The organism is Enterococcus sp. S53 (assembly GCF_016516865.1).
Lineage (GTDB): Bacteria > Bacillota > Bacilli > Lactobacillales > Enterococcaceae > Enterococcus_D > Enterococcus_D innesii.
In genome coordinates, this window is record NZ_JACVUH010000029.1 from 1 (window position 1) to 15,726 (window position 15,726).

Genomic DNA, 15,726 nt, shown 5'->3' on the forward strand with positions numbered 1-15,726 from the left:
ATAGATACCGTAAGGGATTTTATTCTTTATTTAAAACTTTGCAACAGAACCATTTTAATAAACTCTATAATCGTAGGCAAAAGTATATTCTATATGACTTGGGAAGTAGGCTTCTTTGATAGTTCTGTATCCGGTTTGTGTAACACCATTGGTGAACCAAATACTTTTGTAAGTAATGTTATACAAAGCACTCCATACACCAGTGTCTGTCTTTTTTTGCTGGGCAGTATTCTTGACCACTGCTTCTTTTTTAGCAGCTCTAGTTGTTAGGGCATCTACTATCGTAATATCTGGTTGATTAGCAATGTCATTTTCAATAGACGATGCAGTGGCACTCACTGTTGGTATGATAAAACACAAACCAACTAAAGTAAAAATAATTTTTTTAAACGCTTTCATTTTGTTCCCTCCTATAATATAATTTGTTACAATGATATTATATTATAAAAACAAGTATTTTAAAAGGAGTATTTATTATGGAAATGCCGATATTATCTATAAAAAAATTATCAGTAGAAATAAACAAACGAGAAATACTTAACAATTTATCTCTTACTATCACTAATAAATCTATTATTTGTATTATAGCCCCAAATGGTAGTGGAAAAACAACGCTATTTAAAACGATTAATAATCAAATTGCTTCAAAATCAGGAGAAATTATTTTGCTGAGTTTTAATAAAGATAAAAGAGAAAAATATAATAAAAATTTGTTTTTTTTAGAAAATTCCGACTCATTATTTCAAAATCTAACTGCTTATGAAAATATAAGTTTTATTTCTAAACTTTGGGAAAATAATTGCAACATTGAACAAATTATAGATTTAGTTGGTATTCGATCCTACAAAGACAAGTTAGTTAAAAATATGTCTCTAGGAATGAAGCAAAAAGTTTTAATTGCAGTTGCTATCGCGAGCGGTGCTGAATTTTTGATTTTTGACGAACCATTAAACGCATTAGATATAGAGAATATAGATTTAGTTACAAACGTTTTTTTGACATTAAAAAATCAAGGCAGAACAATTTTGCTATCTTCACATAATATTTTTGAATCTAGTAAAATTTGTGACGAAATCTTTTTTTTAGTAGATGGATCTTTGAAAGAAGCCCCTTTGGAATATACACAAATCAAGCAATTTTATTTTGAAAATTTTTCATAAAAAGGAGAAGTTAGTATGTTAAAATTCGAATTATTAAAAATATACAGAGATAAAACAACGTATATATTTTTTTTATTTATGACATTATCTCTGATACTGCCTTTTGCATTAGCTAAAAGCCAATCGAACGATTTATTCTTTTACGAAAGTAATTATGATATGGCTTTAGGAGCTATTGAGTCTATGAAGAATGATCCTAATGCAGAGCAAGCAATTAAAGACGTGCAAGAAACCGCAGATTACATGAAAGAAATTATTAACGGAATTAAAGAAAATGATAATAAAAAAATAGTAAACTACGAATTACAATTAGAAAAAAAAAAACTAAATGATATGGAAGCTGGAACGCTTGTTTCTATTCCTCTAGTAGACCAAAAATCTTTGGTTGCGAAGCTTCAAAATATAAAAGATAACAATATGGAAAAATTGAGCAGTAATTTAAGAGAGTTAGGAAGTGTTAATTATTTTAGTATTTTATTATCTAATTTCAGTTTTGTATTAATTATTTTGATCTTGATCGCTATTCATATCTCATTTCTAGTAAATTCAGATTCCAGGGGGAAAAATCTAAATATCTATTCAGCTTCGCCAACTAGTAAGCTAAAAATATATGTTACAAAATTTATAGCTTACAGTATTACTATTATTTCAAATCTGGTAGTATCTTTTACTTTTATCTTTTTGATCCTCGCAATAAAAAATGGTACTGGAAATAGCGAATATCCTATCGCTAGAATCATTAATAATTCAGAAGTGACTATAATGACTACTGAACTATTTCTTCTCAAAAACTTTCTTTTTTACATTTTATTAGTGGTTTGTTTTCTATTTTGGGGAATGTTGATTTCTTTGGTATCAAAAAACCTTATTATAGGCTTAATATTACTTGTTATTCCGCTAATAGTAAGCCAACCTAGTATTTTAAATACTTATGTAAACGTTCAATTGCTTCCGTTTATTTTGCTAAGTTATTTTGATATAGCGAATATAATAGTTGGCGGTTCTGGATTTGCACCACTTCCCAACGAAGCACTTACCTATAAGAATGGTTTTGTACTCTTAACGATAGTTATCTTTGTACTTATTGCAATTAGTATTGTAATTATAAAGACGGAAGTATTTAATAAATTCATTAATTATCGAGCTAAAAAATAATTCCCAGAAATTTTAACTTAACTCAGTTATTTTAAAGTTTAGTTAACATAATCTCGACTATCCCAACTTCTAGTATTCCCAAGGCTTTTTAGAGGTAACTTTGTGAATAAAAATTGGTCTACCTGAAAATCTGTATTTTAACCCCGAAATAACGATTTTTCACTTGTGAAATTGCTAATTGTCTAGTTTTAAATTCCGTTATTTTAACTTATAAATCACAGTCAGACAGTGACCAATCATGCATAGGAATTCTTGTTTGACCAGGAAAATCTCGATCATAATATGCTTTTACAGCTGGTGCAGCTGTTTCCTTAAACCAATTCTTAACGTAAATAAAAATTAAATTCGATAGATTATTCACTTCTTCTGTTTTTCCTTTTTGATACGCCTTCAACATTGTTCGATAGAGTTCGTTCGTATCAACACCATAAATTTCAAGTTCTTCAAAAACGAACTTTAGATCCGCTTCTTGTTCTGCTTTAAATTTTGCATTATGAATGATTTTTACAGTTTGTTGGGCTTCTTCGAATGTACTAGAAAAAGCTTTAATTAAGTTTAGCACATTCTCTGGTACGAAAGTAGCAATGCTGCTGTCTTGCATCAGATACACGAAATTTTCAAGCAAAATAGAATTTTGATCGGCTTCTCTAGTGTCTATAGAGTGTCTATTAGTGTCTAAAGAACTAGAAGAATAGAATAGATTGTCTGCGATTTCCGCATTTACGGTTGAACCATTGGTATTACTAGGTTTTGCCGTATTTGCGATTTCCGCATTTACGGTAGAATCATTGATTTCAAGGTCTTTTACCGTATTTGCGTTTTTCGCACGTACGGTGGAAGAATCTTCCTCCTGATTGATCTTGAAGATATCTTCAGTCGTAACTTCAGGCTTTCCAAGATAGAGTAAATTTGGCGTTGTTTTAATTTTCCCGTCAACATTGTTTAACCGACCTTTTTTCTGTTTCAGTAATCCCGCTTGTTCTAACTCTTTTTTGATCTTTGATACTTTACCTTCTCGGCAATGAAGTAAATTCATCAATTCTGTAACCGTAAAAATAAAGTAAATATTATCATCTTCATCAACCCAATTATTTTTAACCGAATAGTCAAAACGATCTTTCAACAACATATAGGCAATCTTTGCATCGTTCGATAGATTAAAATATTGTTTATTTGTAAAAAACACTTTAGGCATTTGGTAATATTTTTCTCTATATATTTCTTTTGATTTATAAAAATTAAATTCTGTCATAATTGTTCCCCCAGTAAAATATGCTATTCAAAAAAGGTAGCAACTATGATAAAATAAACCACAACCAAATTGTTTATTTTATCTCAAACTTATACAATCTTTTTTTAGTTTGTATAGTTGCTACTGTTCACGTACTCCAATTCGTGAACAGTTTTTTTTCTCTAAATTCACACTTAAAATTTTTGATTTTCGTAAATAATGATTTACAGTATATCTTTCATGCATTGTGGATCCTAAAATAATTAATTGAAAAACATTTAAAGATAGCGACATAAATATTTTTAAGAATCTTAATGGTATAACTATACTTGTTAATAAAGTAGCTTGTAAACGGTTTGAAGCAAAAAAGATTTTAGGAGAAAAAGAGAAAAGGAGAAAAATCCCCTTGTGTATATTTACTTTTATTTATAATTCATAAAGAGAAAAAGGTACAAAGAGAAAAAGAGAAAAGGAGAAAAATCTCCTAAGTTCTTACCATGTATTTCATGCTTACAACAAAATAAATAAAGGGAAAAATCTCTTTTTCTCTTAAAAAGAGATTGCGTTAAACCTAAAAGAGAAAAAGAGAAAAAGAGAAATTACTCCTTTTTCTCTTTTTAGTGATTATTTTAAAAAGAAAATTGAAAAATTCTCCTAAATACATTTTATCATATACATAAGAAAATAACTATGGTAAAATGTATTTAGGAGAAAAAATACATTTTACATCGGAGGATCGTTATGTCTGAGGAACTCTTAAAGCCTACTAAACGCTGTAGAGTATTAATTAACGCTAATCAAAAAGGTGGAGTGGGGAAAACCACTTCAACGACTGAAGAAGCAGTTGTTGCAACATTACCAGTTTTACAATTTAACAATAAGGTATTGATAATTGATTGGGATATACAAGGAAATGCAACAAGTGTTGTAGGTAAAACATTTGACGTAAGTTTCCCTACATCTATTTTCCAAGCGATTAAAGACGCATCAGAAGGTGTACCTAACGCTTTAAAAAAAGCTACTGTAAAACTTACAGATAACCTTTTTATGATTGCTGGTGGAAGAGATATGGCTGATTATGGCGATCTCTTAGAAGATTTATATCCAAAAGAGAAGGATTTAAATGGCGATTTAATTGATCCATTGTATAAAAAAAATAGAACATTTCATTTTTCGAAATTACTAGAAGAAATCAAAGGAGAATATGATTATATTTGGATTGACGTTGGTCCCAGTACCGATATTAAAGTTGATAATGCAATGGTTTGTGCAGATTATTTTGTTATTACTCAAGAAACAAAAACATATTCCTTTGAAGGTTCTTTAGATATAATTAACGAGTATCTTCAAACACTTATTGACGATTTTGGTGACGATTTTAAAGGCGAAGTTTTGGGATTATTACCTTTCCTTTTACAACCAAAACGAGAGCTACATGAATCAATAATTGAAAATACAAAGGAAGCATTTGGAGAAAATTTTACTTTTAATGCTATTGTAAACAATCAAAAAAGATTAGAAGAGTATCCAGAGTATGGAATCACAGTTGTTGACTATCATGATAGAAAGGTATTTGCTTTATTTGCTGATATTTTCACCGAAATTGAAGAGCGAATTGCTCTGTTTGAAAAATATGGCGATATACCAGAGAACTATAAGTATACTCCAAAATACTTGGATGGTAACAAACTAACAAAGTTATCACGGGAACTTGATTTGTCTCAATACGAACTAAATAAGTGAGGTACTTAATATGGCACTAACAAATCGAAAAAAGAAAGAACGTCCAACTGTTAATAGAATGGTTGAAACACCCAGGATTGCTAACGAAATTCCTGAAACGCAATCAAATAATAATATTGAAAATTACGATCAAAAAGATTGGACTGCTAAAGACAGAAAAACTATTAAAGTTGATCCAGATATCAAAAGCTTGATTGAAATTTTTAGCGATTTTGATGGGACTAAAGAATATAATACTATTAGACGAATGGCTCAGTTCTACTTAGAGAATAATTTTGACGAGAGGGCACAAAGAATTATTACCAATCTTCAGAAGAATAAAATATTTTGAAAAGAGAAAAAGAGAAATTTCTCTTTTTCTCTTTTGGTTATATTGAATGTGTAACCGTAAACCAAAGAAGCCCTAGAACAATTTAATAGAAATAGTAGCTGATTTTTAAAAAGATATATTATCATATTTCTCTTTTTTTATAATTTGAACTATTAAGCTTTAACGAATAGTAGACGCGATTTATTAAAAAGTGCATATCATAATATTTCAACATTGTCTTATATAATCTTGCTGGATAATAACGTTTATATATTTAATAACGATTTTTTAAAATTTTACATTAAATGTAATTAAGAGTATTATTATAAATAGTAAACAAACTATTTAAATAATATATGGAAAGAGAGGCGATTTACTAATGAGTAATATCAGGGATTTTTTTGCTAAACGGAAACAAGAAAAGTTAGACAAAATGCGAAAAAAAAATTGGGAACTTAGACAAGAAGGAAAAGATCCGCACAAAGGATGGGGATCAATGGTAAACACTGGTCTAGGAGGCTTAAATAACTCCAATAGAGATCATAGTGGAGCAAGTTTCAGAACTAAAGAAATTGATAATAAGGCATTCTATATTGAAGAAAGTAAAAATAAAAGAAAAGAATAAGCCCATGCCCCAATAATAGGGGACATGAGCTTTTTTAATTTAATTAATCATATGCTTATTATTCTAGAACAACAATTTGCTACTTCCGGATCATGAGTGACAATTACAACAGTTTTACCGGATCTATTTATCTCTTTTAACAAATTTAGAATTTCATCTCTATTCTTGAAATCAAGCGAGCCAGTGGGTTCATCAGCTAGCAGTACTTTACTAGGCTTGATAAGCGCTCTAGCGATCGCAGCTCTCTGCTGTTCACCACCAGATAGTTCAAATATCTTTTTCTTCTCATAACCATCCAACCCTACATTTAAAAGTGCTTCATGGATAAGTCTTTTTTTCTCAGATTTATTTTTAGAATGATACTTTAATGCAATCATTAAATTTTCTGTGACAGTCTCATTATCAATTAAAGCAAAATTTTGGAACAAGTAGCTTATCTTATCTCTAATTATTCTTTGAGATTCTTTTGAATTAATTTTGATATTTTTTTTATTTTCAAGTAAATACTCGCCAGCATCAAAATCGTCAATTAGACCGATTATGTTTAGTAAAGTTGATTTTCCGGAACCACTTTCACCTGTAATAGCGATCATTTCTCCTTCTTCAATCATAAGATTAATATTTTCAAATATAATATGCTCTCCATAACTTTTTCTTACATTCTTTAACTCGATCATTTTTATTCTCCTTTCAGAACAGTAGATAGACTATTTTTCTCTTTTCTCATGATAACTTGAACGATAACCGTACCGTCTATCAACAGGGTTAAAAGTATATAAGGAATAAGTAATATTGTTTTGGAAAAAAGGAAAACGCAAAGTAATTGAACAAGATAAATACTGCTAAAAATAATGAAGAGTGTATTATATCTATCAAAAAGTTTAAAACCAAATAATTTATGAATCGCAATTTTCTTACGATCGCTGAAGACAATGCAATTAACTAAAAATACGGAGGTAAATACGCTTAATAAAAATAGGAAAACCAAAATAACACTAAATATTTGAATGCTTTGTTTATATGATGAAGTAATATCACCTAAAATAGAATTAATGGAGGAGAACTTCAAATTAAGATTTTTATAGCTATCTTTATCGATAATATTTTTTACGACTTCCTGATTGCTTTTGGTATTTTCAAGTTTCAAAGGATTATTTAATCCAGTATTTGCTAACAAGATCTTTTCATACCAGGTAATATCCGTTGAATTCATGGTCATAAAGATAGGTTTTGTAAAAATCGGATTTTCTGATTCAGCATACGAAAATACTTCAAAATCTTTATCATCATAATAATTAATTGTTACTGATAGATCTTCTAGAGGTATAGCTTCTTGCTGCTCTGAATCGAAACTATCAAATAATATATTTTGACACAAATAAACAATGTTTTTGTTATCTTTGTATGACTTAGGAACAAAAAATATACGTGGATCATCTTTCCCAGAGGATACAGAAGATCCGTCTATAGACAAATCTAAAGATTCTATATAGTTATCATTTACTTCCATCACTTCATAGGTCTCGTCTTCGGTATACATATGAGGATCTGGAACAGCAAGATTACGGTTCGGATTTACTACTGTACTGTATATAAAATTAACATCAGTTTTTTCTTCTAACTCAGCATAAAGCTTTGCTAATTTTTCCTCGAATTTCCCATTACTTAGTAAAAAATTTTGAAAATCATCATCTACTAATTTATATGTTTCTAACGTTAAAACATTTCCGTTTTTTTGCCAGGAATCGTTTATTTTGTACTGTTTAATTAAAGTATCAATGTCAGTAGAAACTTGCAGTAGAATCATTGTAACTAAAAAAGAAATCATCAACTTTACAAAGTAGCATATCATAACGCCGAACTTGAAATTCAAAAAGTTTTTAAGCATTTTAGAAATAGTTACATTCCTAATTGTTAAAAAAGTAAAAGTATTTGTAAGTAGAAACAAAAGAATTATGACTATTTGGGATAAAATCAAATACAAAAAGAATTGATAGGGGTGATAATCATAATAAAAATATAAAAAGATATCTATAACTAAACTAGCTATAACTATTACTAACAAGGAGTTTTTTATGAAATCAAAAAAAATACTTAAATTGGGAATACCATTCAGCTTGGATACGCCTATTCTTTTTAACTGCATTAACGGAGTGTAGATATTAACAATTATCAAAATTAAAAATGTACTTATGATAATAGCTATAAATATCATAAGACTTCTATTAACTAAGCCTACTTCTTGTTGTATAGGTTTTGAGAGAAGATCTTCTTGACTTACACCAAAAAATTCACTTAATTGATTCATGATTTTTTCGGAATTTAAATCATCGGTACCCACCACAGAATAAATCCCGTTCAAAGAGACACTACTATCTTTATAATAATTTTCCAATGATTGTAGCAGTATTTTTGATTTAGTAAATGTAGGTATTTTGGCTGAACTATTATTTTCTACGGATCCATAGTTTTTATAAATCTCAGATTTTTCAGAAAATAAATCCGTATGAGGCAAATTAAATTCATTAAAAGGAAAGCTCTTTTTATCAAAAACCACTGATTTAACAATAATGTTATTTCGGACATCTGTTCTGAAAATACTAACGTGTTCATTCTGTGCTAGTTCTTCAAAAAAAGAAAGTTGTTCTTGAATAGATTTTTGTGAGTCTTTTACATAAAAACGAAAAGAAGGATCTTTCATCTCAATTTCATTAAGCCGTATAGTATCTTTTGTTTCGTAAACATTAGATAATAAAAGAGCAGAAAATGTGATAACAATTAGTAAACAGAAATATGATATTTTTTTCATGGTTTGACGTCACTCCTACATCGAGTTCTTAGATTTAAATAAGCCTGAAACAGGCTCACAGAGTCTATTTCAGGCTTATTTGTTATCACTAAAAAGTTTTCCAGTAATAGTTCATACCGGTAGGTGGAATTTTTGTGATACTAGCTTTTGCCCAAATATCTTTCTTTTGAGTTACAGTGACAGTTTTGGTATCTGATGATACTGTTGCACTATGCTTTTTGGTTTCGTGATAATAGTTAGAATATCCATAAGTATCTGTATAACCAACCCCATAGTGCCATTCTCCGCCCCCTACATCAGCAGCTAATGCTACGGTAGGTACAACGAAACTGGCAACTGCAAAAATTAACGCTAACTTCTTTTTCATACTTTTCCTCCTGTATACATTTTTTTGTACTTTAATTGGCAACAATAATGTTTTCAATAAAATTGTACGAATATCGCTTTAATTTGTAAAGGGATATCTTAAATAGCTTTTATGAAGCCAAAATAGATTTAATAGATTTTTGAGAAGGGCTAATACTATAAAGCTTACGTGATAAAATCAATGCTCTTTCTTTAATAGGTATTGGAGAAAACCAAAAAGAAATAGTTTCAAGAGCCTTAACAATATTAATTGATTCATTAACAAATGAGCAACAACGGACATTTGAAAATCAGTTTGAAGTTCTTAGAAGAAAAACTATGAATAGAGAAAAGTAACTTTTCTGTAAAAATATTTAGATTTAAGGGTCACTTGAACAATGAAAGAGCAACAATAAATCCCATAAATGGTACATGGAACATAGAAGAATAAAATATAGAATTAGGGAAATATAGAACTTTCTATATTTCCCTAATTCTATATTGAAGGATAAAAAGTATATGATAATTTCCTTACCGCTATTTTCTGTATGGATGTTCCATGTACCCCTAAAAAGATAAATGAATCAGCTTAATAAAAGTATTTTTTAACTGACAATATATATAAATTGTATATAGATATTTAAAATAGTATAATTAACAAGAATACAGATAAAAGATGGTAGTTATGAAACGATTTCAAATATTTTAGGAGGAAATATAATGAAAAAGAAGAGAACTGCTGCTCTGTTAGGACTGTCTTTACTATTTTTGGTTTTGCTGGGTGCATGTAACAACAATAAGCTAAATACTGTAAAAAGTGACGAAATAGATAAAATAGAGGTAACCATTGCTAACGAGAAATCTACAAATGAGCAAGAACGTGTTGCAACTATTAATGATTCACAGGAGCAAGAACGAATCATAACAGATTTAAATGCCGTAATTAGCAACGAAAAAATTGATGTTATAGATACTAATAAAGTTACTCCAAATGGTCACTATACTATCGAAATGTACAAAGACAATAAAGTGATAAATAAATATACCATTTCCAATAACACTTTAACAGAAGGAATCGATTCTGATAAAAAATATGATGTTCCAGAAAAAGATAATGATAAATTGAATAGTTTAAAAAATCACCTAGACAAAATAGCAAAATAAAAAAGAAGGAGAGTTGCTCCTTCTTTTTATTTTTTTAAAAGTATAAATCTAGATTTCTGAATAAGTGTTGATAGAATGAGCTGCTTCCTCCAATTGAAAAATCCATGCTAGAAGAGCCACCAACACCAATTGAAATACCTCCAGAAGCGTTTATTGTACCATTATGGTGTAAATCACCATTTAATGTATAGTGAATACGGTTAGGATCTGGCAAAGCATATTGTAGTGTTCCTTTAAAAGATTTGTCACCAGCATTAAATCCTGCGTAAACTATTTCCTTTATTGCTCGAAATCCTCCACCTTCAGTAGTTCTACAATAAAAATAAACCTGTCTTGAACTTCCAAAATAATCTGATATTGTTCGATCTTGCCATGCTGCCTTCACAACGGCGTAATTAGATTCTTCCACTTCTACACTTCTTTTTGCTCTTACTGAGCTAGGAAACAATAACTCTTCTGCTTGCTCTTTTGTAATATTAGAATTAGTCGCTAATTCTAATATTAACTCCTCTTTTGTCAAATCTTGACTAATGACTACTTCCTCTTTTTCGTTGCCAACTATGCTACCTGTCTCTTCTGCACTAACTAATTGACCAAAACCAATGAACGAAGTTAAACCTAGGAGTAACGTTCCAAAAAACATAAGAAATTTACCATTTTTTAACAAAAAAAAACAACTCCTTCCAAATATTGGTTACAGCATTATTTTAACATTAAAGCGTTTTATTGTCCAAAGCTTCCTTTATTACATACAAATTGTATTTTGAATAAAAAAGTCCATTGGACAGAAAACAAAGCCTCAACCCACCCCTTAGTTGCGTGTTTTGATCTAATAGATTAATATTAATGCAAATGCAGTTATATATGTAAGGAGTTGCTTTCCCACTATGAAAGTTAATACTTTTGTATACACACATCCCATCAATATGTACGTTATTCAGCATCTAGCTATGCCAGTAGAAACATTCTGTGACCTCTATGGTTTTAAACAAGGAACTGTTTCCAGTTGGATAACAAGAAATAAAACCGTAGATTCTCTACCAGTAACCTTTATTTACTGCCTGGGACTAGCTTCTAGTAAGCCTATGGATTTTGTTTATCAGAAGCTTTTAGATTACGAAGAACCTTACCTAAAAAGAAAAAGAATTAAGAGAAGAATTGATTTATAGAAAAATTATCTATACTAATAAATTTGAGGTGTAAAATATGGAAATATCAGGCGAATTTCTATTAACGTTTTTACCCTTAGTAGCTATCTACTTAGGAGCCTTAGCAGTTGTCCGATATGACACAAAAAAGCTTGAAAAAAAGATAGATATGTTAGAGAAAAAAATAGACGACTTAAATAAGTAAAACCATGATAAATAAAAAAGGCAGATCAAATAATTTTAATATTGCTTGATCTGCCTTTTTATTCATTTCTATTAATCTTTAAATTTGCCACTAGAATATACTTTCTCATACGTTCCGCTAGCAAGAATTTCTGACAATTTACTTACTTTATTTGAAGAATCCACCTCACCTAACTTGAGGGCGTGTACGGATCTGGTTTGCACGAGTTGTCATTTTGCTTTTCCAATCAGTCACGCCGGCTTTATGATTTGGTGTGATTGTAATGCTTTTCGGTTTCTCATTCGAGTTTTCCCAAACAAGAATCTGTGCAGCCATCCATCGCTGCTTTCCGGCATCATTATTTGTCCAACCACCCAATTCACGATAAGCGCTGATAATAGAAGTAATCGTTTCTTTTTGTGAACTACTCAAATAACTGCTTCCGGCATCTGTATAGGTCTTAGTGGCTGTTACCCCGGCTTGTAAACAAAAGGCATCTTTTCCATCGATCGTCCGGCGAATCCCACGATCTTCTGTATAAGAATAGCCATTGCTACGAACTATATACATTAGCCAAGGATAACCAGAAGGCGGATTGATCGTTGTTTCAGATACTGTTTTTGATACCGAAGCTAATAAGGCAACTTTGCTTTCTTTCAGCATAGAAGGAACATCATTCAAGTTGTTCGTTTGATTGAGGATCTCTTCAGCATAAAAGAAACGTGTTTGCATCAAGATCTGTTCGGATTCCTCTAAATCTTTTGCTTTTGACAATTCTTCAGCAACTTGATCTTCTTCAATAAATGGAAGATCTTCACTATTGACTGCTGATTGCAGCGATTCAACATCATCTAAATCAATTTCATCAAATTCTTTGATTTCTTGATCTGCCTGATCTGCTTTTTCTTGCCGTTTTTCATCAATCCCTACTTCAACAGCTGTAAAATCGCCTTCTGTTTTTTCAGCGATTTGTGGCGTATCTGAAGAAATCAGCTGTTCTTTGTCTGATTTGTCTGCCACCACGTATAACAACCCATCTGCACCTTGTACGACAGCTGATTCTTCAGCTTGATTAAGCACCTGGTCAGATACCTTCGTTTTTTCTTGATCTTCTTCAGGCGGAGTAGTCGATTCAATAGCAATCACACTATGAATATTCCCGATTGTTATCAAGAAAACAAAAGATAAGATAAGTGTTAAAAAGAAAAATTTCTTTGCCTTAAAACTTCTCATTTATGATTTACACATCCTTTCTAAAAATTATTTCAATTATTCGGTGGAGAACGATTACTCAATAAATCACCCCTCAAATAGTAAATAAGCATTTTCTTTGTAATTCATATTTTTTTACTTATAATTAATAAGGACATAATAGTTTGTTTGATCTTTCTAGCGGAAACTAGGGAGATCTTTTTTTGTGCTCATCGATTACAGTTTCTATGATTTTATATTAAAGCAGAATAAAGCCAGCAATTTTGAAATCAATTGCTGACTATGTTCACTCTTATTAACATTTTTTAATTAGACTTATTTATCGGTTATCAAGTTATAAATAATTATCAAGTTATTTTTTATTTGACTAAGCATTTTAATGTGAGATAATTTTTAAAGAAAGGGTGTTATCATGAATTATCACATTACCAATATTAGATATCTCAGAATTGCTCAATTATCATTGCTTATCTACTATGTTTACTTAGTATTCAAAGGTAATTTAATACAGGGATTACCATTACTTATAATCAATGGGCTCTTAGACTACGTATACCCACCAAGTTATGCAAGACAATCATTTTGGAATCCTTACAAAATTAAAACTATTTTTCTTAAGAAAAATAATTTAGTTGCTGAAAGGGTAATGGAATTTACTCTAATACTCTCTTTAGGTGTTTTATTATATTTTATTTTTTAAACTACTTTACCAAAGGAGAATTTTATATGAAAAATAAAAAATTTAGAACCGTCATATTAGTATTGTTAGGTTTTATTGCTGGCATTCTTCTAAGTTCCTTTTTAAGAAATTTTTGATTTCAATTCAATATTCTACTAACAAGGAATACTTTAATCACAATAATATAAAAAAGGAGGATTAAAATGAAACATCTAGCTACTGCAGCACTAATGTCTCTTGTTTTAAATATAGTTAATTATTCTATTGATCTTCTAAGTAAAGACTTAACCCTAAATGATCTTTCATTAATAAAATTGTTAACTGATTTCTTTGTATACTTTTTTTCGTATTTATTAGGAGTTTTAATTATCACTATATTATCCAAAATATTTTCTAAAAAACGGACTTCATCTTCATGGAAAAATTAACTAAAGTAGTAATCATAGTTCTGTTATTTGTTATACTATACTCCATGCTTTGCATTATTTTATCAGCATTAGTAAGTCTTTATAAGCTAATAACAAAAAAAGAGCCTTTCTTGGATAATTTCAAAGAAAATTATGTTAGCTTATTCTTAAATATATTTGATATTTCCAATTATTTTTAATTTATATCTGTACAACCGCTAAACTATCTTTGGATATTTAACGATTGTATTCTTACATTGAATAGAAAAGGGGGCTGTATGAAATATTTTGCTAAAAGCTTTTTAATATCTATCATTGTGTTAGTTTTTATCGTGCTTATAGATTTATTCTTTGGAGAATATACTTTACAGTCTTTACCAACTACCAATTTAGTAGTCAAATTTATCATTTTTTTCGTTGGATATAATTTGGCTTTGAAGATATCCCAATCTGAAAAAAATTACTGACCATTTTATTTAAGAAAACCTACTATAAATTAAATTTAAATAAAGCAGCTCTTTTGTGTTTTTTAATGATATTAAACTAAATGTTAAAAACAAGAGCAAATTTGAATTTGTAAAAGTATTGGAACCAAAAGGGTGTGGGTCTTGGTATATTCATATGCTGCTAAAATTTCCACATTTGAAAAGTGTTTATATCCCAATGAAACATTTGCGCAACTTTGGTCTCATGGGTTTGTCGATGTGAAACGAATTGATAAAACCGATAATTTAGGGGCGTATTTGTATGTGTATTTAACCGATTTATGCTTTTTATTTTTTTAAATGTATCAAAAAGAAAAGTCTTTATTCTGGAGAATCTTGTTTGTAATCAGCTTGATTACTTTTATAATTTTAATTTTGTCACAAGTAACTTATGTCTTTCTATGAAAATGTATAGAGAAATGGGAAGAAGTGCGTATTATCTCTTCTCTTTTTTTATTTTTAAATTTTTTTATGTTGAGAAAGTTGAGGGTTCAATAATGAATAGAAAAGGCAAAAAATTTGTGATTATAAAAATCACTCAGATTATTATTTTTTGTATTTCGATCATAGCTGCTATTTTATATAGGGACATTTCTCCAAGCTGGCCTTTTTATCTTTTATTAATAGGGATACTGCTTGGGCTATTAATCCCTATTAATTATCGTTCAGGTTTTTCTTCAAAAGAACCTGGTTTTATTTTAAAAAGTTATACAAGAGGGAATGAGAATTTAATTGAGTTTATACTTGATTGTATAGCAATCGTAATTGTTTGGGGTTTAAATTTATTTTAAAGAAGAGATATAAGATTTATCTTGGAAGGGAAAAAGGAATGACAAAAGAACGGCTGCAAATTTATATTGATCCTGAACACAGAGAGGCATTAGAAGACTTAAAAGAACTGTTAGCAGTGGAAGATTCAGCAACGGACAGTGCCTTAATTCGCTATATTATTTTGGAATTGTATCGATTAAAGACAAAAGAAAATATCCAAATGCGGGCACTTTTAAACCGTTTGGATGAACTTTTAATTTATTCAAATAGTTTTGCGGAAACGATGGACGTCGATATT

The 15,726-nt window shown here is 29.7% G+C and carries 18 protein-coding genes and 1 pseudogene; 12 read left to right on the forward strand and 7 right to left on the reverse strand.

Annotation, left to right across the window (positions count from 1 at the left end; translation table 11 throughout):
* Positions 1 to 54: 54 nt before the first annotated feature.
* On the reverse strand, positions 55 to 399 hold the full coding sequence (locus IAE45_RS17910) for a hypothetical protein (protein WP_060793012.1): 345 nt from the start codon (positions 397 to 399) through the stop codon (positions 55 to 57).
* 77 nt (positions 400 to 476) lie between these two features.
* Between IAE45_RS17910 and IAE45_RS17915 the strand changes: the two genes are divergently transcribed.
* Positions 477 to 1,160 (forward strand): ATP-binding cassette domain-containing protein, encoded by a 684-nt coding sequence (locus IAE45_RS17915; RefSeq protein WP_200127693.1) that lies wholly within the window; start codon positions 477 to 479, stop codon positions 1,158 to 1,160.
* Positions 1,161 to 1,175: 15 nt separating this feature from the next.
* On the forward strand, positions 1,176 to 2,315 hold the full coding sequence (locus IAE45_RS17920) for an ABC transporter permease subunit (RefSeq protein ID WP_060793014.1): 1,140 nt from the start codon (positions 1,176 to 1,178) through the stop codon (positions 2,313 to 2,315).
* Between the two features lie 208 nt (positions 2,316 to 2,523).
* Here the strand turns inward: IAE45_RS17920 and IAE45_RS17925 are convergent, their stop codons facing one another.
* Entirely contained in the window at positions 2,524 to 3,567 is a 1,044-nt protein-coding gene (locus IAE45_RS17925; protein WP_200127695.1) for a replication initiator protein A, read from the reverse strand.
* A 720-nt stretch (positions 3,568 to 4,287) separates the two neighbouring features.
* On the opposite strand from IAE45_RS17925, the gene IAE45_RS17930 reads away from it, so the two are divergent.
* From IAE45_RS17930 to IAE45_RS17940, 3 genes are all read left to right on the forward strand, one after another.
* Positions 4,288 to 5,289 (forward strand): ParA family protein, encoded by a 1,002-nt coding sequence (locus IAE45_RS17930; RefSeq protein WP_060793000.1) that lies wholly within the window; start codon positions 4,288 to 4,290, stop codon positions 5,287 to 5,289.
* A gap of 10 nt (positions 5,290 to 5,299) precedes the next feature.
* Positions 5,300 to 5,620, forward strand: a complete 321-nt coding sequence (locus IAE45_RS17935) for a hypothetical protein (protein ID WP_060792999.1) — start codon at positions 5,300 to 5,302, stop codon at positions 5,618 to 5,620.
* Between the two features lie 358 nt (positions 5,621 to 5,978).
* Positions 5,979 to 6,224, forward strand: coding sequence for a hypothetical protein (locus IAE45_RS17940; protein WP_060792998.1), 246 nt, complete (start codon positions 5,979 to 5,981; stop codon positions 6,222 to 6,224).
* 47 nt (positions 6,225 to 6,271) lie between these two features.
* Here the strand turns inward: IAE45_RS17940 and IAE45_RS17945 are convergent, their stop codons facing one another.
* The 3 genes from IAE45_RS17945 to IAE45_RS17955 form a co-directional block, all read right to left on the reverse strand.
* Positions 6,272 to 6,901: an ABC transporter ATP-binding protein gene (locus tag IAE45_RS17945; protein WP_060792997.1), complete on the reverse strand. Its 630-nt coding sequence runs from the start codon at positions 6,899 to 6,901 to the stop codon at positions 6,272 to 6,274.
* Between the two features lie 2 nt (positions 6,902 to 6,903).
* The gene (locus IAE45_RS17950; RefSeq protein WP_200127696.1) at positions 6,904 to 9,033 is read right to left on the reverse strand and encodes a hypothetical protein; all 2,130 of its coding nucleotides are present in this window, start codon (positions 9,031 to 9,033) and stop codon (positions 6,904 to 6,906) included.
* Between the two features lie 88 nt (positions 9,034 to 9,121).
* Positions 9,122 to 9,400 (reverse strand): lactococcin 972 family bacteriocin, encoded by a 279-nt coding sequence (locus IAE45_RS17955; RefSeq protein ID WP_060792995.1) that lies wholly within the window; start codon positions 9,398 to 9,400, stop codon positions 9,122 to 9,124.
* Between the two features lie 176 nt (positions 9,401 to 9,576).
* Between IAE45_RS17955 and IAE45_RS17960 the strand changes: the two genes are divergently transcribed.
* Positions 9,577 to 9,735, forward strand: coding sequence for a DUF5388 domain-containing protein (locus IAE45_RS17960; RefSeq protein ID WP_162264661.1), 159 nt, complete (start codon positions 9,577 to 9,579; stop codon positions 9,733 to 9,735).
* Between the two features lie 363 nt (positions 9,736 to 10,098).
* Entirely contained in the window at positions 10,099 to 10,542 is a 444-nt protein-coding gene (locus tag IAE45_RS17965; protein WP_060792994.1) for a hypothetical protein, read from the forward strand.
* Between the two features lie 34 nt (positions 10,543 to 10,576).
* On the opposite strand, the gene IAE45_RS17970 is transcribed toward IAE45_RS17965, so the two are convergent.
* A complete protein-coding gene (locus IAE45_RS17970) occupies positions 10,577 to 11,209 on the reverse strand; it encodes a hypothetical protein (RefSeq protein WP_060792993.1) in 633 nt (210 codons plus the stop codon).
* Positions 11,210 to 11,429: 220 nt separating this feature from the next.
* Here IAE45_RS17970 and IAE45_RS17975 point away from each other — a divergent pair, with 220 nt between their 5' ends.
* Together IAE45_RS17975 and IAE45_RS17980 are read left to right on the forward strand one after the other, a co-directional pair.
* A complete protein-coding gene (locus IAE45_RS17975; protein ID WP_060792992.1) occupies positions 11,430 to 11,711 on the forward strand; it encodes a hypothetical protein in 282 nt (93 codons plus the stop codon).
* A gap of 37 nt (positions 11,712 to 11,748) precedes the next feature.
* Positions 11,749 to 11,895: a hypothetical protein gene (locus IAE45_RS17980; protein WP_155642949.1), complete on the forward strand. Its 147-nt coding sequence runs from the start codon at positions 11,749 to 11,751 to the stop codon at positions 11,893 to 11,895.
* 165 nt (positions 11,896 to 12,060) lie between these two features.
* On the opposite strand, the gene IAE45_RS17985 is transcribed toward IAE45_RS17980, so the two are convergent.
* Positions 12,061 to 13,020 carry a hypothetical protein gene (locus IAE45_RS17985; RefSeq protein ID WP_325123438.1) on the reverse strand — a complete coding sequence of 320 codons (960 nt, stop codon included), beginning with the start codon at positions 13,018 to 13,020 and terminating at the stop codon, positions 12,061 to 12,063.
* Positions 13,021 to 13,968: 948 nt separating this feature from the next.
* Between IAE45_RS17985 and IAE45_RS17990 the strand changes: the two genes are divergently transcribed.
* From IAE45_RS17990 to IAE45_RS18000, 3 genes and pseudogenes are all read left to right on the forward strand, one after another.
* On the forward strand, positions 13,969 to 14,193 hold the full coding sequence (locus tag IAE45_RS17990; protein ID WP_034869591.1) for a hypothetical protein: 225 nt from the start codon (positions 13,969 to 13,971) through the stop codon (positions 14,191 to 14,193).
* Positions 14,194 to 15,154: 961 nt separating this feature from the next.
* A complete protein-coding gene (locus IAE45_RS19100; protein WP_060793016.1) occupies positions 15,155 to 15,448 on the forward strand; it encodes a hypothetical protein in 294 nt (97 codons plus the stop codon).
* A gap of 38 nt (positions 15,449 to 15,486) precedes the next feature.
* Positions 15,487 to 15,726 (forward strand): annotated as a pseudogene (locus tag IAE45_RS18000) (hypothetical protein); the annotation flags it as partial.